Origin of the sequence: Leptotrichia sp. oral taxon 879 str. F0557, from assembly GCF_000469385.1 — a bacterium.
In the GTDB taxonomy this organism is placed as follows: domain Bacteria; phylum Fusobacteriota; class Fusobacteriia; order Fusobacteriales; family Leptotrichiaceae; genus Leptotrichia; species Leptotrichia mesophila.
Window position 1 is genome coordinate 18,499 of sequence record NZ_KI271290.1, and the last position, 25,952, is coordinate 44,450.

Below are 25,952 nucleotides of genomic sequence, written 5' to 3' on the forward strand. Positions count from 1 at the left end.
CTTATTTTTTTCTATTTCCAAAATAATCAGTTAATTCCAAAAACAATTGATTGCCCTCAAATTCATCTTTGATAATCTTTTTTGCTTTTTCCAAATATTCCTGAAGCAGCTTTTTGCTTTTTTCAAGTCCAAAAATACTAGGATAAGTCGTCTTTTCATTTTGGACATCATTCGATTTTTTACCAATTTCCTCAAAATTCCCTTCAATATCCAAAATATCATCCTTAATCTGAAAGGCAATTCCCAATAATTTTGAATATTCTACCATTTTTTCACGCTTTTCACTTTCAATATCCAAAGCAATCATCGGTAATTCTATTGCAGCAGTTAGCAATTTCCCAGTCTTATAAGCGTGAATATACTTTAATGTGTCAATTTCCACTTTCTTATTTTCAGACTCCATATCTACAAACTGCCCTCCAACCATTCCAAAAAATCCTGCATATTCAGATAATTTTGAAATAATTTCAACCTTATTTTTATCTCCTAAACTTTTAGAATTTGCAATTATTCCGAAGGCTTCCGTCAAAAGAACATCTCCCACAAGAACCCCAATTGCTTCATTATACTTTTTATGAACTGTAAGTTTACCACGTCTGTAATCATCATTGTCCATCGACGGCAAATCATCGTGAACGAGTGAATAGCAATGTATAAACTCAAGTGCAGCGGCAATTTCCTTAATTTTATCATAACTTTTATAATTATTTTTTTCAAACAAATCACAAATCATATACATCAAAATAGGACGTATTCGCTTTCCTCCGTTCATAACCGCATATTCCATTGCCTCTGCCAATTTTTCAGGATATTTACCCCTATAATTCTCAAGCAATTCTATCAGACTGTCTTCCACAATCTTCTTTTTTTCTTCCAAATATTCCCGTAACATTTTATCCCCCGTCACTCAAATTTTTATTTTACTTAAAAACTAATACTAAACTCCTTTTGAAAATAGGAATAAATTTTTATACTAACTATTTCACAATCATTCAACTAATTACTATGTTTTTTTTGTTTCGTAGGATTGCTCATTGCCGCAAAACCTTACCTTGCAATAAAGGTTTATCCTAATAATTAAAATTATGGCAAGAATTGCTACGCAATAACCTATTGGCTAGTCTACGACACTTTCTGCACTGACAAAAAACTCGCTATGCTCAAACAGTTTTGTCAGCACAGAAAAATGCTCCGACGATTTAGCTTATATTAGACTATATTTAAAAAATTAAAATTATATTTTAATTATTTGAAAGTATTAAATCTATATCCTTTAATTATAAAAGTTTGTAATAAATTCGCTATTTAGATTGAGTTTAGTATGAACTCAAATATTTTAAAAAATCTATCTTTAATCTTTATTCAAACTCTTCCATTTCCACTTTTCCATTTTTTTCAAGCACCTTCATAACTTTCCCTTCCCCAGCTTCAAGCAATTTCTCGGAATCTTTAATAAGTTTAATTGCCTTCTCATATTCAGAAATTGAATCATCTAGTGACAATTCCTCACTTTCCAATTTTTCCAAAATTTCATCAATTTGTGCAATATTTTCTTCATAACTTTGTTTTTTTACTGCCATTTTTATTTTTCTCCTTTATTTTTTTATTTTTTTCGATCCTCAAACCTATAAAAACTAACTACCTTCTTATTGTAATCCCTTTCATCGTATTTCACAAAATTACCTATTTTATCCGCCATTTTTTCATACGTGCTGTGTTCTGAAATTATAATTCCATCTCGTTCCAAAAGATTTTCTTCTGATATTTTTTCAATCGTTTTTGTTGAAATATTTTCCTTATAAGGTGGATCCAAAAATATTATATCAAATATTTCGTTTTTTCTTGAAAGGATTTCTATCGCTCGAAAAACATCATTTTTGTAGGCACGACATTTTTCTTCCACTCCAAGATGATTCACATTTTCAATAATTACTCTGAGTGCCTCCTTATCTTCCTCAATCATAATCGCTCTTTTTGCGCCACGGCTAAGTGCTTCAAATGAGACATTTCCCGTTCCTGAATACAAGTCCAAAAATTTTGTATCTACGACTTTTTCTCCAATTATACTGAAAATTGCCTCTTTTATTCTTTCAAGCGTAGGTCTAGTTTCTCTTCCTTCCCTTGATTTTATTCTTCTGTTTTTCAATGTTCCTGCTACAATTCTCATTTTTTCCTCTTTTCAAGTTTTTTATTTTTTCATTTTTAGAAGTTGATTTATTTAAATTTTATTACAAGTCTTCCATCTAGATTAACTTCATTTTCAGCTAGTTCATAATATTCTTTTGTATTACTCTTGCTAACATTTCTAAATTTATAATCTTTAAAGTTTATGCTTTTTATTTTCAGGTTTGATTTGTTATATATGTTTATATTCAGAGCTTCTGTCTTATTTTTATTAAAAAAGTTATCTACTAAATCAAAGCTATACACAAAATCTTTATTCCGTGAAAATCCAGTATTTACTAAATCATAGCGGACAACAATTTTCCCTTCTTCCTGTGGCGGAATTACTTTTGAAATTGCAAACCATTCACGCTGAATATTGTCCGTAATTTGATTTTGATAAATATTTTCATCAAATTTTATTACTGCACGTAAATTCTGTGCTTTTTTACGATTAGCAAGAAATTTTATATTCTGCACAAATTTTCCACGATTATTTGTATTTTTATTGCTGAAATCTTCTTTTCCTGTCTTTTCTACATTTGTATCCAGCCAAAACATAAATGTTGATTTCACATTATAATTTCCAATATTTTGAAATACATAAACACTATTTACTTTTACAATTCCATTTTTTTCAATTGTAATATTCAAATCCTCACTTTTAATAACAAGTGGTTCCTGTCTTACAATTTTCAGATTTCCAATTGCCAGAAAATCTGACTTTTCTGAAAAAGATAATATGCTGGAAACAAAAAATATTATTATTACAAATATTATTTTCAAACTTTTCTTCGATCTTTTTTTACTTGAAGGCATCATATAATCCATACTTTCCCTCCTTAAAATTTTAATATGTCACTTTAGTTTTGTAAGAAAACCAGTACTACATTCATCTTAAAATCCCTTTCATATACCATCATTTCCTTTACTGACATTTCCAAGATTTCCTCATTTTTATAGGACAAATTTTCTCCCACAAATATTGTTGCTTCGCTCATTCCAGCTTCAGCAACTTCCTGTGCTATCCTCTGTGGAGTATTCTTGTTATCTGTCAAAAGTCCAATTTTCCCAAATTCACGCAATTTTCCCACATATTCAGTATTTCTTCCATGGACGCTCGATACAAAAGCATCATTCCAATAATTTGAAACTTTTGCAAACATATATTGAATGGAAGATATCCCAGGTATTACATTCAACTCATTAGCCTTAAAATGCTGTCTCATAAATGTTAACATGCTATAAAATCCAGTATCTCCTGATAGAATTAATGACATTTTTTTAGCACGGTTGTTTTCAATAAAATCTAGAACTCGCTGTAAATCAGCATTAATATAGCAATATTCTTTGTTTTCTGCATATTTTCCAAGACTTTCAATATGCCGTTTTCCACCGATTATTACATCTGAATTTTCAATTTCTTTTAATACAACTGGTAAAGTATAGTCCAAATTTCCAGGTCCTAATCCAAGTACATTTATTTTATTTTTCATTTTCTCTCCTAAACAAATTTTTATTATTTCTATTTTTATCTGTATTTATTATACCCTATATAAATAAAAAGTTAAAGAAAAAAGACTGTTTTTTTCACAGTCTTTTAAAGTTATTTTTTATTAAAGTGCTGTAATAAAAGTTAAAAATCCTAGTATTACTCCTGCTGCATTTGGCACAATTAAAATATAATCTTTTTCAGGTTCTTTAGTCCATCCGTAAATTACCCATATTAAACATGAAATTGAGGCAGTAAGAGGTTGCCACGGCTGCGCTTTTTGTCCACCTATATTGGCAATAATCTGTGGAATATACGTTATGAATACAAATACTCCAATAAATGCCCCTATTGAGCCAACGATTGTGTTAATTTTCTTTTTGTTCATTTTTCCCTCCTTGTGTTTAAAAAGTTTAGTAATTTTTACTATGTTTTATATTATATCACGGATTCCATCGCTTTACAAATTAAAAATTTGACAAATATTTTTCTCAAGATATAATTTATTATAAGGAGGTTTTTATGGATAAAAAATATATAATCGCTCTAGATCAAGGAACAACTAGCTCACGTGCAATTATTTTTGATAAAAATCTTAACATTATTGAGAAAGCTCAAAAGGAATTTACGCAGATTTTTCCACAGCCAGGGTGGGTTGAGCATAATCCTATGGAAATATGGGCAAGCCAGCGTTCCGTTCTTACCGAAGTTATCGCACAATCTGGAATCTCTCTAAAGGATGTAGCGGCAATCGGAATTACAAATCAAAGGGAAACTGTAATCGTATGGGATAAAAATACTGGCGAGCCTGTCTATAATGCAATTGTCTGGCAATGCAGACGAACGGCTGAAATCTGCGAAGAATTGAAAAGCCGTGGACTTGAAGATTATGTAAAGGAAAATACAGGACTGATAATTGACGCTTATTTTTCAGGGACAAAAGTGAAATGGATTCTTGACAATGTAAAAGGCGCAAGGGAAAAAGCTGAAAATGGGGAACTGCTTTTTGGAACGGTTGATACTTGGATTGTATGGAAATTGACTGGTGGAAAAGTGCATGTTACTGATTTTACAAACGCTTCCAGAACTATGCTTTTTAACATAAAAAATTTAGAATGGGACAAAAAAATTTTAAAGGAGCTTAACATTCCAGAAAGTATGCTTCCAGAAGTTAGAAACTCAAGCGAAGTTTACGGAAAAACAAGAATGGGAATTACGATTGGCGAAGAAAACGGTACTTTCATTCCAATTTCAGGTATCGCTGGAGATCAGCAGGCGGCGCTGTTTGGGCAGGCTGGATTTCATACTGGAGACATAAAGAATACTTACGGAACAGGATGCTTTATGCTTATGAACACTGGAAACAAGTGCATAAAATCCAATAATGGCTTGCTTACAACTATTGCCATTGGGATTGACGGAAAAGTGGAATATGCTCTGGAAGGAAGCATTTTCATTGGAGGAGCTGTTATCCAGTGGCTTCGTGACGAATTAAGGTTTTTTGACAAGGCTTCTGATACAGAATATTTTGCACAGCAAGTCGATGATAACGGTGGCGTTTACTTAGTTCCAGCATTTGTTGGATTAGGCTCGCCATACTGGGATATGTACGCCCGTGGTACAATCGTTGGGCTTACCCGTGGATCGAATAAAAATCACATAATCCGTGCTGCCCTCGAATCCATCGCCTACCAGTCAAAAGACTTGATAAATGCAATGAAAGAAGATTCAGGTATTGAAATAAATTCTCTAAAAGTCGATGGCGGTGCAACAGCAAACAATTTTCTTATGCAATTTCAAAGCAATATTTTAAATACAAAAGTTTTACGTCCTGAAATTATCGAAACAACTGCATTAGGCGCGGCCTATCTGGCTGGACTTGCCGTTGGATTCTGGAAAAATAAAGAAGAAATCAAAAAAAACTGGCGTTTAAGCAAGGAATTTACACCAGACTTACCTGACAATTTAAGGGAAAAATATTATATCCATTGGAAAAAGGCTGTTGAAAAAGCTAAAAGCTGGGAGGAAGATTGAAAAATATAACAAACAACAAAAAACAGTGAAAGTAAAATTCCACTGTTTTCTTTTTTTGGTTTATTATTTTTTTAATCTACTATTTTCATTCCTCTCTCTCTCAGTTCTCCGGCATACTCCTGTGCCGTCCTGTAATCTGTAATAATCACAAGCTGATTCCCGCTCTGAATCAATGTATCTCCTCGTGCGATACTGTCCTTTCCTGCTTTACGTACGCTCACGATTAACAGATTTTCTGGTAATTTAAGCTCTTTTACCATCTTATTGTCAAATTCGGAATTTGCTCCAACAGGAATTAAAAGTGTTACTATCTTGTCTTTTACATTTTTCCCGTCTGGCTTTATACCAATTTCGATTTTTTTATTTTTCCACCATTTTTCTAATATTTCCAATCTTTTAGCACGTTTCTGTATCCTTTTCTTTTCCTTATCTTCTTCTAAAATTTGCTTATGAAACATATTAAAATAAAGTCTTTCATAAATTGGCTCCATTTTAAGCAATTCAGTAAGAATATAAGTTATTGTACAAACAATTATTAGCATATAAAGATATGAAAAGTTACCTGTCATTTCCAAAATTAATGTAATTCCAGTTATTGGAGCTCTAACAACTGCTGTAAAATATGCAGCCATTCCAAGCAGCATGAAATGTACAATTATCTCATTTGGAACTGAAAAATAATTATTCAATATTTCACCATAAACTTTTCCTATCAAAGCTCCTACTACAAGCATTGGCAAGAAAATTCCTCCTGGTGCTCCTGTTGCATAACAAAACATTGTATAAAAGAATTTAAGAAGTAAAATTATAATGATTGTTTTCAACATTACATTTTTTCCAAACATTTCCTCTATAAGTTCATGTCCTCCTCCTGTAATATCCCTAAAAAATACTGCTACAATATACGCCATTATCATAAATATTGATATTTTTATATATTTATTCAATTTCAGATTTCTATAATGTTTTTGAGTTAAAAGCAGAAAGTAGCTAAATGCTTTTCCAGTAACTGTAATTATAACGCAAAAAACAACTGTTATAATTGCAAATATATAATACGGTATACCTTCTGGAAGCACAAAATTGTATTGAAAAGAAGTTTGTGAGCCTAAAATCATTCTTGAAACATAATTTGAAGTTCCACTTGCTACAAGAGTACAGATTAATAGTAATGGCGAGAAAAATTTGTGAAGTTCCTCAAGAGAAAAAATCACTCCTGCAAGCGGTGCATTAAATGTTGAGGAAATTCCAGCACTTGCTCCACATGTTACCAAATACTTTTCTTCCACTTCAGAGCGTTTCGTAAGTTCCTTCACCCCAGAACCAACCAAAGATCCTAAATGCACTGAAGGCCCTTCACGACCCATAGACATTCCTGCCCCTATTGCTAATATTCCTCCTACAAATTTTGTAATAAGTTCCCCAAACCATCTAAACTTTACCTTTTTCGTAAGCAGTCCGCTAACTTGCGGAATTCCACTTCCACTAATTAATGGATATTTTGTAAGCATAAATTGTATAGCTAATCCCATAATAATAAAGATTGCTATTCCAATAGCTATTTTATAAAATTCTAGATTTGTTGTAAAAAATTCTCTAAAAATTGACATCTTTTTTAATATTAATGTATATGTCCCCACGATAATTCCAGAAAAAATTCCTACTAGAAAACACAGGAATATTAGTATTACATTATTTCTCCTTGACTTTAACGAATTTATATCTCTTAGCTCATGTAAAACATCTTTTGCCATTTTATTTCCTTCTTCCTTTTTTATTTTCCACAAAAATATTTTTCCATATTAAAATAAAATATCTTTCCTATATTATTAATCAAAAATCCTGAAATATCCATCTCTTTAGATAGTTTTTCCATAATTTCATAAAATTTTTGTGGTGTCTGATTATATAGTCCTGTCGAAATAATATCTCCAAAAAAAGCACTTTTTGTAATTACTCCAACTTGTTTATTTTGAGATGGAAATCCAGTTTTAGGACTTATAATGTGTCCGTATTTTTCGTTATTTATCAAAAGATATGTATTTTTCTGATTAGATGTGGAATAACTTGTATCTTTTATCTTTATTTCAAATAAATCATTATCTTTATTTTCTTCATTACATTCATATTTTGTTATTCTTACAGGCATTCCATTTATATTTCTTAATATTTCCTTCTCATCTTCAGGATTTTCAGCAATAATCCCCCATTCATTAATTGCAATAATACTGCTTCCGCCAGCATTTACAATTGCGTCCTTTATCCCAATTTTTTTCATTTCCTGAACCATTTTTTCTATTGCATACGCCTTTATAAATGAACCTGTTACAATTTCCTGATTCTTTTCAATTTTTACCCGCTTTTTCTTTTTATCAATAATTATCTTTTTATAATCTACAAGCCTTTTCGCTTTTTTTATTTTATCAAAAGATGGCAAAATGGGGGTTTGTTTATAAAAACCCCACAGTCTTATAAGAGGCATTATTGTAATATCATACTCTCCACCAATAATTTTTGATAAATGAATAATTTTATTCAAAATTTTGACAGTTTCATCGTTTACTTTTACAAAATGCCCGTTATTTTTATTAATTTTATCAATATCCGAATTTTCTGAATAGGAATTGTATTTTTCATTCACATCCTCCAAAATTCCAAACAGTTCATCAAAAACTGATTCATCATAGGTTTCGGGTATTTTAATTTTTATGTCTGAATGAAATAATGAACGCACTTGAACTTTATACATCATATTTTCACCTGTTCACACTCTATGCATTATTTTTTTGCTGTATCAAGTTTAAACTTGTCTTTAACATCTGAATCCATTTTTAAATCGCCACTATTTCTTTGTTCATCTGAATTTTGATTAGTTTCAGGTTTTTTTTCATTTAGATTTTGTGAATTTGGATTAGATGGTTTATCTTGTGCCTGTGAAATAGGTTGTTGAGGCTGTTGAACAGATTTTACTTCTGCCATAGCTTCTTTATTTTGAGAATTTTGCTTTTGTACATTTCCAACTGATGCTGCAGCTTTTTCATTATTATTTTCTTTTGCCACAGTTTCTGCTTTATTTTTTAAAAACTGCTTATAGTTCCCAAAGGCAATTAACGAAACTGCCCCCAAAAATAATATTATCTTTTTCTTTCCATTCATATTTTTCTCTCCTTATTATTTTTTTAATTTTTATTCAAAAATTTTTAATTAGTTAAAGTTTCAGCCATTAGACATGCCAGACTTAACAATCTTTTTGGAACTTCCTTTATATCCAACGGAATTATTTCCTGGCTTTCAAGAGATTTTTCATAGCATATTTCTATATCAGACTTTAAAAATAATATTTTTTCTATTTTTAGCTTCTTTGAATATTCTCCTAAAAAAAATGGACTTGTTATAATTAATATGCTTATTCCCGTTTCTTTATCTAAATAATGGCTTCCATAACCTGTTCCATTATTTTCATAATTAATCTCAAATCCTAAATTTGGACTTTTCTTTCTAAATATATTTACAGAAAATTCCTTTACATTATAATCTACAATTTCTTTATTTTTCTGTTTTTCTTCTGTGATTTTATAAATAGGCATATTTAACTGACTTATTGGCTGTATGATTTTATTTTTTCTAAAATTTTCTTTCCATTTTTCTATTTCACTTTGAGAAATTTCAGGAAAATAAACAAGCTTTATATTATTTTTACTATCAAGTTCATGTTCTGTCTCATCAGAAACTAAAAAGCTTCTATTTCCAGAATATCTGAACGTATTGACTAAATTACCATCTTGATCAATTTCCTCCCAAACTAGCTGAATTGCAAATTTTTGCATTACAGGGTTATGTATGAATATTTCCATCCATTTTTTCACTTTCCATTTTCTTTGTGAGAAAAGAGCCTTTATAAGATTAATCTCTTGAGAGATATAAATTTCTTTCAGCTGCTTCTTTATGTATTTAATTTCCCTTCTATATTTTTCAACTATGCTTTCAATATCTCCAATCTTTTTATTTGCTTTTGGTAACATATTTAATTTTTTTCCATTCTCATCATAAATAACTATTCCAGACGGATTTGAGAAAGCATCAATCTCAACCTTTATTTTTCTTGTTCCGTAATCAAGAATCCTTACTCTGTTATTTTGAAATCCAAAATCAGGTACAAGGATATCATTTAGCTCATCTCGACTTATACCTTTGTTTTCAGCAATCATGTCAAGAGCTTCATTTGCAGCTGATTTTATTCGTTTGTCCTTGTAGTTTGCAATAAAGCTTTTTATAAGTATTCCTGTCTCTTTTATCTCTTTCCGCAAAGAAAGTGCCCTTATACCATAAGCCGCAACTGCAACTTTATTATACTCACTTACAAGTATATCGATAATTATCGATACTCCATCTAGCTGTTTCATATCAGCAGTCAATATCAATGGAATAAAAAGATTTTTATATTTGGGATTAAATCTAAGATCCTTCCATTTCTCAAAAATTTTTTCTACGAATCTTCTTAAATCACCTTTATGAACAATCTTTTCAATTTTATTACATACTTCAACAGATTTTATTTCATTCAATAAGATATATTCTGAAATATATAGTTTCAAAAGATTAGCAGGAATTTTTTCATTGCTATCATTCATTCTCACTGAATGGTAGTCAATTTCTTTGCTAAATACCGCATTTTCTTCATGCTTTGGAAGATACAAACTTTCAACATATTCAAGAATTCCCCTTGGATTTGACAGATTTTCCAACTTTTTCCTTGCCTGTACATTATTCCAATATCTTACAAGATTACCTGCTGTTTCTAGTGCAATCTCCTCTATTCCAGTTTTTAACAGCTTTTCGATCTCTTCTCTTGTTTCCTGCTTATCCTTTAGAATTTTTTCAATCTTATATGCAGTATTTCGATTCGATTTGGTTAAAAGGCAAGGAAGCTGATTATAGTTGAATGTATTATTTTTGATATAAAGAATTTCCACATAGTTTTCTGTATTTTTTTCAGAAATCATATCCTGATGAAAGCTTCTATACAACTCTTCCTCATGCTCGTGAAGAAATTCTATCCAAATTTTATTGTTATAGTTATTACAGTTTGATTTTTCAATATATTCAAAATATTTTTTATTTATAAAGTTAATAGAAAGTTCATAATTCCACATTTCATCAAGTATCTCACGCAAATCCTTAATTTCATAAACTATACTAAACCTATCGAATATATTGTTAAATAACTCGACTCCTTCAACACAGTTTATGAAAAACTGGAAGATATTCCTATAAACTTTGGAATATTTTAAAAGTGAAAATACTATTTTATCCTTTGAGACAAGAATATTTCTAGATTTTACTCCAAGACATGTTACCCTTATATTTTCCCATTCATTTTTATCTTTTCTCAAAAATTCGAGATTTTTTAGCTCTATTTTATCCCATTTCCAGACTCTGGTATCAAATATTTCCTTCAATTTCTGTATCATCATATCCTCAGATTTTTCTAGAAGCTCATCTTTTAGTCTCTCATTAATTAGATTTTCTTTTATAAGAAAATGTAGTAAAAATGAATAACTTATTCTATCTTCATTAAGATTATCCCGAATAAACTCAACTGCATTCTCAGAGTTTTCCCTTATTGTTTCTGCTAGAAGCTCATACATTTTCTGTGAATCTCTAAAATTTTCAAAAATAATACTCATGCCATAATTAACAAGTAAATAAAGTTTCTGTTTCTGAGAAAAAGAATATTTTTCAAAGTTTTTCTTTAATTTTTCGAATATCTTATTCTTATAGTAGTAATTATTGTTTGTTGAAGAAAATTCTACCTCTGAAACCATAATAAGTAATTTAGTCCCTTGAAACACGACTTTCGATACACTTTCATTTTCTTTTATTACATCAAAAAATATCTTTTCCATATATTTTCTGATTCTTCCTATATTTAGACTTTTAATATTTTTTACATATTTTCTAAATCCATTGTTATCTAAATGTTTTTCAAATATTATATTTATATTATATTTATCAATTTTGTACATTATGTAATTTACAAAAATAGTATCCAGTTTTTTTATTTCTTCTTCATTTTTCAAATTAATGTTTCTAATAATTATAATAATTCCCAGTTTTAGCAAGAAATTATCTGAATACAAGAAATAATTTTCTATATACTCATTAGCCAGATTTTCAAAATATTTCAAAAAATATTTACAGTTTTTTAAAAAGAGCTGTTTATCCTTTATTTCTAAATTATTTTCAAAATCTCTCTTAACAAACTCAGCTGAAAAATTCAATATTTTAAAGATTTTGTATTTTAGCGGAAAATTTAAAAACTGTTTAATAAGCTCATCAGAAAAATTACTATACATATACTCAAAATATTTTAATAATGTCTTCCCTTCTTCTGTTTCAAGAAAGCCCTCTTTTTCCATCACTTCTCTCATTTGAGAATCGTTAATCTGCTGCAAAACATTTCGAAAAACTCTTCCCCTAAGCTCTCTACTTCCATTCAAGAATCCCCTGATTTCCTCACATATAATCTTTATTTGTACCTTAACAGCTTCATCTTCAATCATTACATCCCTAACCATTATAAAATATCCTCCATCCAATAGCTCTTTCTTCTCAAGAATATCTTTTATTCAGTTTAAATCCAAATTTCTTCAACACCGAATTAATTAGAATTAACTTTACTTTTTTAATTTCATAAATTGCAATATTAATTGCGACATTTTACTTATTTAATATTATACTACATTTTTAATATTTTTTCATTCTTAATTTTTGAAAATTTAGAAAAAATATAAAAAAGGGAGTTATTCCATTTATTCTGAAATAACTCTCCCTTTATAAATCTTTTTTTGAACTTTATTTTAATAAGATTAAAACTTAAATTAGTAGATTGCTCTAAATCCAATTCCACCTCTTAAATTCTTACCTTTTGTATCATAACCAGCATTTACTGTTACACCAAATCTTGTGTTTTCTATTCCTATATTAAGATCGGCTTTTCCACTTCCACGTTTGTCATCCTTCTCGCCTCTTATGTTAAACCAGTCAGCTGTTGTATAACGGACTCTTGCCTTGTTATCAACATCTCCAACCTGTCCTAGTTCATTTTCATAAGCAAGTCCAAGTTTTGCAACAAATCTTGTTCTAAGTGCAAGTGGCTGGCTATACTTAAATTCTACACCAACTTCAGGTTTAATTGAATAATAGTCATTTGATTTAACTTCCAGACGCATTTCACCTATATCCTCTTTTATTCCGCTAAATCCTCCATATTCAAGCTTTAAGCTTCCGTATGGTGAAATACTTATTCTCTGACTTGCTCTAATATTTTTTCTAATTTCATTTTTTATAGTTGTTCCATATGAATGGAAGTTAGATTTAGCTTCAAAGATATCATCAACTACAAGGAATTTTCTCTTAGTTTCTCCGTTCCCCACGAATCCTTCTGCTGAAATAGTCCAGTTTAGCCCATTATTATGATCATCTCCAATAGGTATTGATTTATACATTCCAGCTTTTACAATGGATTGCTCTTCTGTTGAACCTCCAATATCGCTAAAGTCGAATTTATTCTTAACTGCTCCTGCATACCATCCACTTGATTCACCCATCCTTATAGTTTCATCTTCATGTACATAGGCAAATCCATAGGCATTATTCTTATAATCAATAACTCCTGCAGTATCAGTCTTGTAGTCTCCTTTCATTCCAAATGCCTTTATTTTATTGGAATTTTTTGACTTCGCATCCCATTCGTTTCTTAAATAGTCAAATTCCTTGTTCAAAAGATTTTCAGTTGAAAATATTCTCTGCTGCACATTTGCATATTGGTGTCCCATCATTTCTTCATATGCTTGTGCCAATAGAACTTCTTCATTGTTTCCTATAGTATTCAGCTTATTAAATATTAATTTTTCCCTTGAATCAAGAGCATTAGCATCATATCTCTGCTCTAATCCGTCAGCAAAATTAAATTCATTTCCATTTCTTCTTACAAAAGCTGTATAAGGAATTTTTGTCATAAGTACACGTGTAATTTGCTGTGTTGCCGGATTTACTTCAGGTGTTGCCATCCACGTTAGTGAAGCTGAATATGGTGTGAAGTTAAAGATTCCAGCATTTATCTGATCAAGAAACGGCTGCAGTATTTGTCTTCCTATTATTACATCTTTCTTATTTGTAAGTACAGAAAACTCTGTTCCTATCAGAAGATCACTGTTTATTCCAATATCAGTTGCTCCATCCAGATTAATCGGTCTTGTTCTTCCGAGTGTATCCACATATACTCCAAAATTTGATAATGCATAATTTACTGTTGGAGTTGTATAGTCTATTACTTGAACTTGATTTTCATCTAATATTACTCCGTTTCTTTGGATTGCCAATCTTCCATCAGGCAACTGCACAATTCCCGTTCCTCCAATAGTTTTGCTTGGATCTTTAGGAGCATAGTAATCTTCAGCTCCATTTGATGAAGTTATTTTTCCAGCTCCTGAATTTATCGCAGGTAATGTATTGGCAGGTATTGCATCATCTCCTATTGGAAGATCATTTCCAGTTACACCTTTTGAATTTCCATCATAACGGACACCATAAGATCTAAGTCCACTAATATTAATATTTCCATAGTTTTTAATCACGGATTTGTTACTTTCTGTACCTTTTATAAGTACCCCATAACTATTATCTGCATCAATGTTTATTGTTCCATAATTTTCCAACGTACTTCCATTTAATACAGCAACTCCCACAAGTCCCTGAACGTTACTGTTACCTACATACGATCCAACTGTAGTTATAGTTCCTGTATTTACAAATGTTGCACCATTATTCGCAAATACTCCCATCATTGTCTGAATTTTGTCAGTTGAAGTCGCTCCAGAAGCATCAAGATAAATATTTCCATTATTTCTTAAAGTTGTGCCGCTCTTATCCCCATACATTCCAATACTTAAATTTCCTGAAACATAAATATCTCTTTCATTTGTTACAGAGGCTCCATCAATAGCCGCCATTCCAATTCCGTAAATAATATTATCTGGATCAGATTTATCAGTTTTTCCTATTTTTATTGTTCCTCTATTTATAGCATTTGATGTCCCTGTTACAAGAATTCCTTGATTTCCAATTCCTTGCGATAAGTCAATTGTTCCGTTATTTAGGATATTTGCTCCATCTTTTCCATATATTGCTATAATTCCATTATTTATTCCAGATGTAATAGTAGCATTATTTGTAACTTCTGATTTACCTTCAGTATAAATAAATGTTGATTCTTTTCCTAGAGTAACATTTGTTGAAGAAGAATTTGAATAAACATTCGTTCTGCTAAATCCAGGATTTGCAAGAATCACGCCGTAAGATTTATCTCCAACAACGAAGTCAGATGTATTATCTGTTATTACTACTCCGTTTGTTCCATAAACTCCTACAGGTTCACTATTCACTTCTGTCGCTGTATGATCTGCTACATTTATTTTTCCGCCTAAATTAGCAGTTCCTCCTTTTTTATACACACCAATTGCCTTATCAGCTACATTTATTTCAGAACTTGCTGTAGTTTCCACATTTCCATCTTCACTAAGTGAGTATATTCCAAACGAAGCTTCATCAACATTTATTTTTCCACTGTTCTTTATATTGATTTTAAAGCCACTTTGTGCATAAATTCCAACTGTAGAATCATTTTTTACAGAAGTTGTGGTCTTATCAACATTTATTGTACCTGTATTTTCAAACGACTGTTCCATGGTACCTTCCAGATATGCTGCAATCGAACGTTTTCCAGTAATATTTATATTTCCATTATTTACAATTGCTTTCACAAATGTCGATTTATTCTGCGAGAAAATTCCAATCGAATCATCACTTGAAAATTCCATATTTGCATTGTTTACTGCATTAGAATTTATTGAAACAATTCCTTTTGCCTTATTAGATATTCCCGTTATTTTTTTACCTGTAATAGTAGCCGATGAATTATCTACATAAATACCTGTAGATCCATTATTCAATGTTATCTCATTCCATCCGCTAAATTCAGATACTCCGTTCATATAAATTCCTGTTCCTTTGGAAGTTACGATGATATCATTGTCATTCATTTTTGCCTTACTGTCAATGATGAACAGCATTGGTTCTGAAGATGTTGTCAATGTCCCGCTATTGTTGTAGTTAAGTGTCGCATTATTTTCAAGGTAGGCAAGACTTCCACTGTCTGAAAAGTCATAGTTTCCGCCATTCACATTTATTGTCGAATCATTTCCATATAATGTAAATCCTTTATTTCCAACTTTTACGTCTCCTGTCGTATCAAGAGTAGTCTTATGTTCCACATACATTCCAACCGAAGTTGTTTCCACTTTTCCAGTTACAGTATTCACAATGGAATCTCCAATTGTAATGTTTCCAGTATTTGTAACTTTTGAGGCTCCTGAAGTTGCTGTCTTAGGAGAAACATATATTCCTGCCGAACCTTTATCTAGCGTTATATCTCCATTATTTACAATAGTTATTGCTTTATGACCGTCTGCTGGGGCATTTGTCGCATAAATTCCCACAGATTTCTCTTTACCTGTTATCTCACCTTTATTTTCAACTTTATCAAATCCTACAGAATAAATTGCTGCAGATCCATCTCCAACTTCAATTTTAGAAGTTGCTGCAGTTGTTATTGTCCCAATATTTTTGGTAGTCGATCCGCTGTAGTTTGCAGTTGTCTTGTTATAAATTCCATAGATTCCAGTAGATTTGTCTCCTATAATAATTTCTCCTGTATTAAGTCCTCTTGAAGAATCAAGGTACATCGCAGTACTTGTAACTGCGTTTGAAAGATCAATTTTTCCTTTATTTTCAGCTTCATATCCTGCTGTTCCTACCCAAGTTAACCCAGGATTCTTATTACCATCTGCCATAAGTCCAATAATATTTTTTGAACTTGGTTTGGCTTCAACAGTTACTCCTGATTGTATTATAGCTTCTCCATTAATAACGTGAGAAAGAATATTTCCTGTTTCAAGAGCGTTTCCGTTAGCTATTGTCAAATCACTTGATGTAATTGAGCTTCCTTCTGTTATTCTTGTTCTTTCTACAGAATGTCCATTTGTAACAAGTGTTCCTCCGTTATCATTAATAATTGCACCCTTTTGTCCAAAAATACCTACTCCATCTCCACCAAACTCAATTTTTGCTCCAGACTCAAAGTTGGCAGTTGCTCCACCTGTAACTATGGCACCAACTCCATTTTTACCGTTAAGTTTTATATCAGCTCCGCTTGCAATTATTACTGTTGAAGCAGATTTACCATCTGTTCTATTTCCAATATAGATTCCTGTTCCAGCTGTAGTTCCATCTCCAATATTCATTGTTCCTGCATAAGTGATGTTACTTTTATTTTCAGCAAACAATCCAACCCCATTTTTACCTGCTGTTATATTCGCAGTCATATTTTTAGCCTGTTGTCCATCAGCATATATTCCGATTGCATAGAAATCATTTGAACCATCGGGACTCAGTACTGAATCTCCAACTTTTATTTCATCTGTATAAGCTGTAATATCAGCATTACCTTTCATAAGAAGTCCGATTATTCCTTTTCCTGTATTACCATTGGCAGTATAGTCAAGTTTAGATGTGTTTGCATCCAGAGTTCCTCCATCAAGATAAACTCCAACTCCATATCCTTTTATCTTTCCGATGTTTCCTCCGTAGAGCTTTCCTGTATCTGTCGCTGTTGTTCCTTTTACATAATAGGCAACCTGATTTTGTGATTTTTCATTCAGATCAATTTCTCCTGTTGATGTATTAGCTTTAGCTTCATCCGAAAGATATACCGCAACAGATGAATCCGCATCATCATTCAGGTTTATTTTCCCTACTTTCTTTATATCAGATTTTGGAGTGTAAATCCCTACTGTGTTCTTTTGCTTTAAATTAATTGTTCCTTTATTTTCCACAGTCGAATCTCCTAAATCTCCTTTATTCTTTGTAAACATTCCTGTAGAGCTTTCAGATTCTATATCAATCATTCCTGCATTTAGCAGTTTGATAGTTTTTCCTGAAGCACTTGATGAACCAAACATTCCAACAGAATTCTTAGATGTAGATTTTAATATTATAGTTCCTTTGTTTTTAGCTTCAGCGTCATCTTTAGAAAATATTCCTGTTGATTTTTGTCCATGCAATTCAATATTTTTTTCATTTATTACTTTAGTTCCATTATCAACACCATACATTCCAATTACAGATTCTACTGAATCTGAAGGTCCTTGAATCAATTCATTATTTATAATTTCAGCATTTTTAGTAGCTAGCATTCCAGTACCTTTTTTACCTTTTATAATGATATTTCCATCATTTACACCTTTTGTACCTGATTCTGTAACATAGATTCCTGTTGATTTACTATCATTTCCTGAACTAGGTGCTTCTATTGTTATTGTACCATCCGATGTATTGGTCACTTCTGATCCGTTTGTTCCATACATTCCTGTAGCTTCTTCATTAGAAATATTAATTTCATTCTTGTTTTTAGCTACAGATTTATCAGCTAGCATTCCAACAGCCTTTTTCGACTTTAATTCAATTATTCCTTCATTTTCTGCAACTAAGTCTGTCTTTGAAGATTTTCCATTTTTAGCATATATTCCAACAGATTCTTCCATATCGACTTCTATTTTATTTTTATTACTTATTGTCAGCTTTTTAGCGGCTGTACTTTCAAGCTCCCCGTAGATACCTGCGCTTTTCTTTCCAGTTCCAGTTTTAAGTATAATTTCTCCGCTGTTTTCAATAGTATTATCAGCTTTTGATCCACTCGTAAATTTACCATAAATTCCAGCTGATTCTCCTTTATGAACTGTAATTTTGGCATTTTCAGCATTTACAGCATCACTGTCTTCAAGATATATTCCGGCTGATTTTTCTTCCTTTATTTCTATTTCTTTTTCGTTCGTTACTTTTGATCCTTTGCTTCCATAAATTCCGGCTGATTTCTTATCTTCCATTGTGATAGTTCCAGCATTTTTAACTGTACTTTTCTGAGCTGATATTCCTATGGATTCTTCGGATTTTGCAGTAATATTATCATTGTTGACTACTTCCAGCTTATCCTTGTCATTGTCCTCATCATTTACTGCAAACATTCCTACAGACTGCTTGCTTCCTACGGCAATATTTATATCCTTGTCATTCTGCAATGTCAGTTTGCTAGTTGCACTTTTCTCAACTTCACCGTAAATTCCAACATTCTTCGTTACACTTTCAATTTCAATTGCCCCTTTATTCAGTATTGTGTAATTGCTAGTCGATGTTTTAGACAATTTCCCATACATTCCTGCCGATCCGCTAGTTGCTCCTGAAGAACCGTTTATCGTTATTTTCGCATTTTCATCATTCATCGCGTTTGAGTCTAACGCGTACATTCCTGCCGAATCTTCACTTGAAATAACTATGTTTTTTTTATTTGTTATTTCAGAATCATTGCTTCCATACATTCCTGCCGAATTTTTCTTCTTCACATTTATAACGCCTTCATTTTCTCCAATCGCCTTGTCAACAAAAATTCCAACTGTACTATCAACATCCAGATCGATTGTTCCTGTATTTATGGCTTTTCCTTTATTTCTGTCTCCTGAATTATTTTTAATATATATTCCAACAGAACTTTCTTGCCCAACAACTACACTGTTTTTATTATACACTGTTGTTTTTCCTGCTCCAGAACCAAGTTCAGCATATATTCCAGCTGACTGAGTTCCAGGAGGTGTTGCAGTCCCCTTTAAGTTTATTGTTCCTGTATTTTCGATAGTATAGTCCTTATTATCAGTATTTTTTGCAAATATTCCTGCTGATTCCTTACCTTCAACATTTATTGTCCCTTTATTTACAGGTGTAGAATTTTCAGTATAGATTGCAGCTGATTTTTGCCCTTCTACTGTAATAGTTCCACTTGTATTATTTGTTACTGTAGCTCCATTTTTACCAAGCAGTCCGGCAGAGGCACCACCGCTCATCTTAATAGTTCCGTCATTCGTGATAGTTTTTCCATCCGACAGCATTCCGACTGATTTTGAGTCATTTGCTGTATTTTTAAGATGAATAGTTCCAAGATTTTGAAGTACAGACTTAACTGTTCCGTAAATTCCTACAGATGTTTTTCCTTCCAGCTCTATTTTACCTGCAGCCGCATTAGTAACTTTAGACTGTTTCGCCATTATCCCAATTGCTCCGTCAGCATTTGATGTTGAGACAATGTCCTTTTCATTCGTAACAACAATTTTGTTATCATCTCCAGTTTCATTCTGAGCATAAATCCCAATTGAATCCTTTATGCTGATTTCTATCTTATCTTTATTTTCTACGGTTAAATTTCCTGTAGCTCCTGCTTTTAACTGGGCATAGATTCCCACTCCTTGAGTTTCACTACCTGGAGAAGATGCTGTTCCTACATTTATAGTTCCTGAATTTTCAATTTTGTTTGTTTTTGAAAATACACCATAAATTCCGGCCGATTTTCCTTTTTCAGTACTTATAGTTCCTCCTGAAGCATTTGTAACTTGACTGTCATCTGCATAAATTCCGGCTGATTCAGTTTCCTTGGCAGTTATTGTACCTTCATTATTAATTGTAGATTCATTAGCTCCATAAATTCCGGCCGATTTTTCTTTCTCCGTAGTTATAGTTCCCCCTGAAGCATTTTCTATCGTACTTTTATCTCCAAGCATCCCTACAGAAGCTTCATCTTTTGTCTCAATTGTACCTTTATTTTTCAATGTAGAATTTTCTATTCCATAAATCCCAATTGATTTTTTCTCTCCCACAGTAATTGTTCCTGAGGATTCATTCGTTCCTGTAGATGCCTTTAAATAAATACCTACAGCTTCCTCAGTTGCTGTCATATCAATTGTACCTTCATTTTTTATATTAGCTCCACTTAGTCCTGAAACTGTAGTCTTCAAATTAGATTTAATCGTTTTTCCACTATTAATTGTAGCAGTACCCTGATTAGATACTAAAAACTGAGCTGTTTCATCAACATTTGAATATGTTGTCATGTCAATATCATCATCAACTTTTACTTTCGATCCTGTATCTCCATAAAGAAGTGTTGATTTAGCACCCATTTTAAGCACTGTCAAGTTAGATAAAGTTCCAGAACTTATAGTTCCTGTTCCTGTAGAGCCAAAATAAGCTAATGCCGCTCCATCTCCAACACTAGTCTTTAAAGCGCTTATGGCAAATCCTGTACCAAACTTATCTGCATCTTCTGCATACAATCCAACCGTACCTTTCCCCAAAGTAAGTTCTGCATTTCCGTTAAATGTTACTGTCTTAGTTGAGGCGGCATCCATGTATACTCCTATTCCTGTATCATTCTTTGTTGAATCTCCAACATTAATTTTCCCAGATACAGTTCCTTGGGAATTCTTTACAAACATAGTAATTCCACCATTTTTAGCCGAAATTACTCCATCAGATGTGTTTGTAAATATTCCATTTTCAGTAAATAGTGCTACTTTTCCACCAGCATCAGTAGAAACAGTACCTTCATTCGTAAACGTTCCACCATCTTGAACTACTGCATGGTACTTTGTACTTGAAATAGTTGCCCCATTTTTATTTGTAGCAATAGAATTTTTTATATATAAACCAATAGAATTAGATCCTGTGGCAGTTATTTCAGCATTAGCATAGTTATTAAATTCAGCTGAAGCATCGTTGTCAATTAACATGACTCCAAAACCATTAGTCCCCTCGACAGTAATTTTTTTCTTATTTCCACTAGGATCACTTGTGTTAGATTTTGTTTCTTTCAATAGCATTCCAATATTTTTATTCCCTTTTACTTCTATTGTTCCTTCATTATTAATTACAGAAGTTTCAGAAAATATCCCAATATTTTCACCAGCACCACTTTCAATGGTTATTGTTCCTTCATTTTTTAATCCAGTTGAGTTACCTTTATTATTCCCAACTCTTATCCCCATACTTCTAGTTGCATTACCTTTTATAGTAATTGTTCCAGAAGCACTATTAACTATTGGTGTTTCATTAGCCACAACTTTAGTTAAATTTGAATTAAAAACATCCTGAGAATAAAGTCCAAATGAATTATTTCCTGTTATATTTATTTCTTTATTATTAGTTGCTCCTCTAGGAACTTTATCAAGAATAGTCATTCCACCTGAATCATTACCGTTTACATTAATAATCCCATTATTTTCAAACTTAGAATCTCCTGCTAATTCATATTTTGGAGCAGTTGGAACAAAGTTTCCTGAACCATCTTTTTTACCAGGTAAATTTTCAATTTTAGTGACAACCATACCATGACTTTGATTTCCATTTAAAGTTACAGTTCCTTCGTTTATAGCTGTCATTTCCCAACTTTTTTGATTATTTACATTACCAGTAGGACTCCCTACAAAATTACTAGTTGCAAATCCTGCTGAATTATTTCCAGCCATATTTATTATACCTGTTTTTCCATTTTTTAGCGTATGTTTATTGCCTGCCTTAGAATCTTCATCTGTAAACAAAAGAGCTACTTGTTTATTATCCTCTCCTTCAATAGTTCCACTATTTATACCTGTAACTTTCATGTCTCTATTATGAGTATCTGGTTGTACTTCTATTCCAGCAGTTTGTGCAACTTTTAAATAAATAGTTCCTTTGTTTTCAAAAGAATATTCAGTTTTAGTAGATGTTCCATCCCATTCCACAGGATTAGGATATCCTGGCTTTGAGGTTGGTAATCCTGGATCCAATGTTACTGCTCTTTTCTTTGCTATATCAACAATCATAATAGTGTCATCTGCTGTAGTGAAATCACCAGAATTAGTAATGTATTCTATAATTCCATTTTGCTTTCCTGATGGTGCCTCAGACAATTTATAAGTTTTACTATCTAAATTTCTATTTTGTCGTGTCATTGTAGTTCCTTGGTTATTTCCATATGCATCCAACCTTGGAACTTCAAAATTTATTGTACTTACTGATATACCTGGAACATTTACTGTTGGTGCTGATGGCTTATTCACGGTAATTGTACTAACTTCTGAAACTCCTGGAGGTGTTATTGTCAAAGTATTTACTGTAGGTGTTGGCGGCGTTATTTCCATGTTCAACTGTGGCGGCTCAATATTAAGACTGATTGATGGCGTTGACAAATTCATTGTGATATTTGGTGCAGTTACTGTTGGTGGTGTATCAGGTTCCTGTGGATTTGGAACATTGATAGTTACTGGATTCAGTCTAGGCAATGTTAACACAGGTGCTTCCAGAGGCGTGTTAACATTCAAGCTGATTGATGGTCTTACCACTTCCCTTGGCATATCAATCTGTGGTGTAATTGTTATTTCTTCTTTTAAAACAGATTTTGGACGTACATTTGCCATTATTTGAATTTCTACTTCTGGCTCTTGAACGTGTAATAATGAAGCTAACCCATAAGATGTTGATCCTACAGATGATGAATTAATTGGTGGATTTACAGCTCTTCTTCTATTTGACAAAGCTCCAGTTTCTCCCCAGTTTCCACGTCTATAAATTCCCTCAAAAGGATATTTTGAAGCCTTATCTCCTCTTCCTTTGTAAGCTCCATTATTCTTTGACATAAAAGTATTTGATCCAAATTGCCATGATTCCCATTTTGATTTTACAACATGGTCTCCCTGTTCCATCAGCTGAATTAATTCCAGATTCAATTCTTCTATCGTTTCTTCATTTTCTTTTTTAGCTTTCTTTATGGCGGTACGTGTTTTGTCAGCTGACATTATAAGCTCTTTGTTTGCACGTTCATAAAGCACATTTGAAGATGTATTCACTCCAATTGAAAAAGTTATCATCCCCGTTATTAGATACGTGAATAGCAACGATTCCGTGTACTTGACATTCTTAGCCCTTTTAGCAAAGGCTTTTAAATCTTTTTTTGCCTGTTTTAAATTGTTACTCATACTCTAAATTCTCCTTTTTATATTTTTCTTTTTTCAATTTTAGATAACCAATCAGCTTTTATTCATACTAATTATCTATTTTCTAAATTTTAAATCTTTATTACTCTGTAATAATTACAATTTTTTTACTATCCATAATTATAGCCAATCATATCTAAAACTGTTATTTTCTCAATACCATTAAATATATAAATTTATGATATTTTTAAACTGATTGGCTTCTAAATTATGTTATTTAATTTTTTGCTAATAAAACTACCTTAAAATCAAATTCAAAAACTATTCTATTCAAATCCCAAAACTACTTTACTATTTAGATTTTAAAGGAGTCTAAATACATTTCAAATCTAAAATTTGAAATTATTTTTCGTAGTATTATAACATTTTTTTATTTCCATTACAACAAAAAAATCTCTCTTTTTTATATAAATTTAGAGAGATTTATTTAAATATACTGTTTTTATATTGTCTTTAAAATTATTTTTTAATTATAAAACTATTATTTTATAATTAATGTGCTTCCATCCATTTCAGCTGGTTTTTCCAATCCTAATAAATCAAGCATTGTTGGAGTAATATCAGCCAGTTTTCCATCTGTTCTCAATTTTGCATCTTTCATATCGTTTGTAATGAAAATGAACGGAACTGGATTTACAGTGTGTGCTGTATGAGGTTCTTTAGTTTCAGGATTTACTAATAAGTCAGCATTTCCGTGATCTGCTGTAATTAATACTGCACCATCAAGTTCCAATACTTTTCTTACAATTTGTCCTGTACAGTTGTCTACTGCTTGACAAGCTTGAATAACAGCATCAACATTTCCTGTATGTCCAACCATGTCAGGATTTGCGAAGTTTAATACAACTGTGTCAACTTTTCCAGTATTTAATTCTTTAATTAAGTTTTCTTTAACTTCATAAGCACTCATTTCAGGCTGTAAATCATAAGTTGCAACTTTTGGTGAATCAGATAACAATCTGATTTCTCCTGGATATGGCTCCTCTTTTCCACCATTGAAGAAGAATGTAACGTGTGCATATTTTTCAGTTTCTGCTGTTCTTACTTGAATTAATCCAGCTTTTGATACAACTTCCCCAAATCCATTTATAATTGTTTCAGGCGGGAATGCCACTGGTGAACTGAATGTTGCATCATATTGAGCCATTGTAGCAAAGTTTACTTTAGGATAAACTTTTCTTGTAAATCCATTAAATTCAGGGTCAACAAATGTTCTAGTTAATTGTCTAGCTCTATCAGGTCTAAAGTTTGCAAAAATTACACCATCTCCATCTTTAATTAATCCATTGTCTTTTGAACCGATTTTAACAGGTTTTACAAATTCGTCTGTAATTCCTTCTGCATAAGAATTTCTGATTGCTTCATCAGCAGTAGCCGCCAAGTTTCCTTCTCCAGAAGTTAGGGCATTGTAGGCAAGTTCCACTCTGTCCCAGTTGTTATCTCTGTCCATTGCATAATATCTTCCAACAACTGTAGCAATTTTTCCTACACCAAGTTCATCCAATGCTTTTTGCAATTGTGCCAAGTACTCTACTCCACTTTCAGGGGCAGTATCTCTTCCATCCATAATCGCATGAACATAAACTTCTGTAAGTCCTTTTTTCTTAGCCATATCAACTAACCCAATTAAGTGGTCAATGTGGCAGTGAACTCCACCATCAGAAGTTAATCCTGTAATATGTAAAGCTTTTCCATTAGCTTTTGTAGTTTCCATAATATCTGATAACACTTTATTTTCTAAAATTGTACCTTCTTTAATAGCTTTTGAGATTTTTGGCAACATTTGGTAAACTACTCTTCCAGCACCAATATTTGTATGCCCAACTTCAGAATTTCCAAACTGTCCTTCAGGCAGCCCAACAAATTCTCCATCTGCTCTCAATTCAGTATGAGGGTATTCTTTAAGATAATTGTTAAAATTAACTGGATGAGCCAATTTTACTCCATCAACTTCATTATCGTGATGATTCATCCCCCATCCATCCAAAATTATTAAAACTACTGGTCTTTTTTTCATAATCTTTCTTCCTTCCATTTTTTAAATAACTTTCTTTTCCTATGTCTATTATACAGATTTTTTCTAAATTTATCAAGGAATTTGAATAAAAAATTTCTCTTTCTTTTTTTATATACCTATTGAAAAAATTATTGTTAATGGATTTTCTTTCTATAATTCATATATTTTTTCTTTTTTATAAAGCAAGGAAAATCAATCGCCATTTTAATTCACTTATGAACAATTATTTTTAATTCTTTATTTAATAAGCAAAATTTCGTTAGAAGAAAAATAG

Annotated in this window: 13 protein-coding genes; 1 reads left to right on the plus strand and 12 read right to left on the minus strand. The window is 31.7% G+C overall.

Annotated features, from left to right (window positions below; all coding sequences use genetic code 11):
- Nucleotide 1: 1 nt before the first annotated feature.
- The 6 genes from HMPREF1552_RS01610 to HMPREF1552_RS01635 all read right to left on the minus strand — a co-directional run bounded on the left by HMPREF1552_RS01610 (nucleotide 2) and on the right by HMPREF1552_RS01635 (nucleotide 4,043).
- Nucleotides 2-892, minus strand: a complete 891-nt coding sequence (locus HMPREF1552_RS01610) for a polyprenyl synthetase family protein (protein ID WP_039900953.1) — start codon at nucleotides 890-892, stop codon at nucleotides 2-4.
- A gap of 466 nt (nucleotides 893-1,358) precedes the next feature.
- Nucleotides 1,359-1,580 (minus strand): exodeoxyribonuclease VII small subunit, encoded by a 222-nt coding sequence (gene xseB / locus HMPREF1552_RS01615; protein ID WP_018451160.1) that lies wholly within the window; start codon nucleotides 1,578-1,580, stop codon nucleotides 1,359-1,361.
- Nucleotides 1,581-1,603: 23 nt separating this feature from the next.
- Complete coding sequence (rsmD, locus tag HMPREF1552_RS01620; protein WP_021743291.1) at nucleotides 1,604-2,167, minus strand: 16S rRNA (guanine(966)-N(2))-methyltransferase RsmD; 564 nt, start codon at nucleotides 2,165-2,167, stop codon at nucleotides 1,604-1,606.
- 47 nt (nucleotides 2,168-2,214) lie between these two features.
- Nucleotides 2,215-2,994, minus strand: coding sequence for a hypothetical protein (locus HMPREF1552_RS01625; RefSeq protein WP_021743292.1), 780 nt, complete (start codon nucleotides 2,992-2,994; stop codon nucleotides 2,215-2,217).
- Nucleotides 2,995-3,026: 32 nt separating this feature from the next.
- Complete coding sequence (gene cbiE, locus HMPREF1552_RS01630) at nucleotides 3,027-3,659, minus strand: precorrin-6y C5,15-methyltransferase (decarboxylating) subunit CbiE (protein WP_021743293.1); 633 nt, start codon at nucleotides 3,657-3,659, stop codon at nucleotides 3,027-3,029.
- Between the two features lie 120 nt (nucleotides 3,660-3,779).
- Nucleotides 3,780-4,043 carry a SemiSWEET family transporter gene (locus HMPREF1552_RS01635; protein ID WP_021743294.1) on the minus strand — a complete coding sequence of 88 codons (264 nt, stop codon included), beginning with the start codon at nucleotides 4,041-4,043 and terminating at the stop codon, nucleotides 3,780-3,782.
- Nucleotides 4,044-4,177: 134 nt separating this feature from the next.
- Here HMPREF1552_RS01635 and glpK point away from each other — a divergent pair, with 134 nt between their 5' ends.
- Nucleotides 4,178-5,689 carry a glycerol kinase GlpK gene (gene glpK / locus HMPREF1552_RS01640; RefSeq protein WP_021743295.1) on the plus strand — a complete coding sequence of 504 codons (1,512 nt, stop codon included), beginning with the start codon at nucleotides 4,178-4,180 and terminating at the stop codon, nucleotides 5,687-5,689.
- A gap of 71 nt (nucleotides 5,690-5,760) precedes the next feature.
- Here glpK and HMPREF1552_RS01645 read toward each other — a convergent pair whose 3' ends face one another.
- The 6 genes from HMPREF1552_RS01645 to gpmI all read right to left on the minus strand — a co-directional run bounded on the left by HMPREF1552_RS01645 (nucleotide 5,761) and on the right by gpmI (nucleotide 25,678).
- Nucleotides 5,761-7,476 carry a ClC family H(+)/Cl(-) exchange transporter gene (locus HMPREF1552_RS01645; protein WP_021743296.1) on the minus strand — a complete coding sequence of 572 codons (1,716 nt, stop codon included), beginning with the start codon at nucleotides 7,474-7,476 and terminating at the stop codon, nucleotides 5,761-5,763.
- Nucleotides 7,464-8,441, minus strand: a complete 978-nt coding sequence (locus HMPREF1552_RS01650; RefSeq protein WP_021743297.1) for an FAD:protein FMN transferase — start codon at nucleotides 8,439-8,441, stop codon at nucleotides 7,464-7,466. The genes HMPREF1552_RS01645 and HMPREF1552_RS01650 overlap by 13 nt, the downstream gene beginning before the upstream one ends.
- Nucleotides 8,442-8,467: 26 nt before the next feature.
- Nucleotides 8,468-8,845, minus strand: coding sequence for a hypothetical protein (locus HMPREF1552_RS01655; protein ID WP_021743298.1), 378 nt, complete (start codon nucleotides 8,843-8,845; stop codon nucleotides 8,468-8,470).
- A 44-nt stretch (nucleotides 8,846-8,889) separates the two neighbouring features.
- On the minus strand, nucleotides 8,890-12,267 hold the full coding sequence (locus HMPREF1552_RS01660) for a DUF4132 domain-containing protein (protein ID WP_021743299.1): 3,378 nt from the start codon (nucleotides 12,265-12,267) through the stop codon (nucleotides 8,890-8,892).
- Between the two features lie 303 nt (nucleotides 12,268-12,570).
- Nucleotides 12,571-23,643 (minus strand): autotransporter-associated N-terminal domain-containing protein, encoded by an 11,073-nt coding sequence (locus HMPREF1552_RS01665; protein WP_021743301.1) that lies wholly within the window; start codon nucleotides 23,641-23,643, stop codon nucleotides 12,571-12,573.
- A gap of 499 nt (nucleotides 23,644-24,142) precedes the next feature.
- Nucleotides 24,143-25,678, minus strand: coding sequence for a 2,3-bisphosphoglycerate-independent phosphoglycerate mutase (gene gpmI, locus HMPREF1552_RS01670; protein ID WP_039900954.1), 1,536 nt, complete (start codon nucleotides 25,676-25,678; stop codon nucleotides 24,143-24,145).
- Between the last annotated feature and the right edge of the window lie 274 nt (nucleotides 25,679-25,952).

Coding starts and splice junctions, on each gene's coding strand:
- HMPREF1552_RS01610 (WP_039900953.1), bottom strand. CDS start 892: ATGTTACGGGAATATTTGGAAGAAAAAAAGAAGATTGTGGAAGACAGT.
- xseB (WP_018451160.1), bottom strand. CDS start 1,580: ATGGCAGTAAAAAAACAAAGTTATGAAGAAAATATTGCACAAATTGAT.
- rsmD (WP_021743291.1), bottom strand. CDS start 2,167: ATGAGAATTGTAGCAGGAACATTGAAAAACAGAAGAATAAAATCAAGG.
- HMPREF1552_RS01625 (WP_021743292.1), bottom strand. CDS start 2,994: ATGGATTATATGATGCCTTCAAGTAAAAAAAGATCGAAGAAAAGTTTG.
- cbiE (WP_021743293.1), bottom strand. CDS start 3,659: ATGAAAAATAAAATAAATGTACTTGGATTAGGACCTGGAAATTTGGAC.
- HMPREF1552_RS01635 (WP_021743294.1), bottom strand. CDS start 4,043: ATGAACAAAAAGAAAATTAACACAATCGTTGGCTCAATAGGGGCATTT.
- glpK (WP_021743295.1), top strand. CDS start 4,178: ATGGATAAAAAATATATAATCGCTCTAGATCAAGGAACAACTAGCTCA.
- HMPREF1552_RS01650 (WP_021743297.1), bottom strand. CDS start 8,441: ATGATGTATAAAGTTCAAGTGCGTTCATTATTTCATTCAGACATAAAA.
- HMPREF1552_RS01655 (WP_021743298.1), bottom strand. CDS start 8,845: ATGAATGGAAAGAAAAAGATAATATTATTTTTGGGGGCAGTTTCGTTA.
- HMPREF1552_RS01660 (WP_021743299.1), bottom strand. CDS start 12,267: ATGGTTAGGGATGTAATGATTGAAGATGAAGCTGTTAAGGTACAAATA.
- HMPREF1552_RS01665 (WP_021743301.1), bottom strand. CDS start 23,643: ATGAGTAACAATTTAAAACAGGCAAAAAAAGATTTAAAAGCCTTTGCT.
- gpmI (WP_039900954.1), bottom strand. CDS start 25,678: ATGAAAAAAAGACCAGTAGTTTTAATAATTTTGGATGGATGGGGGATG.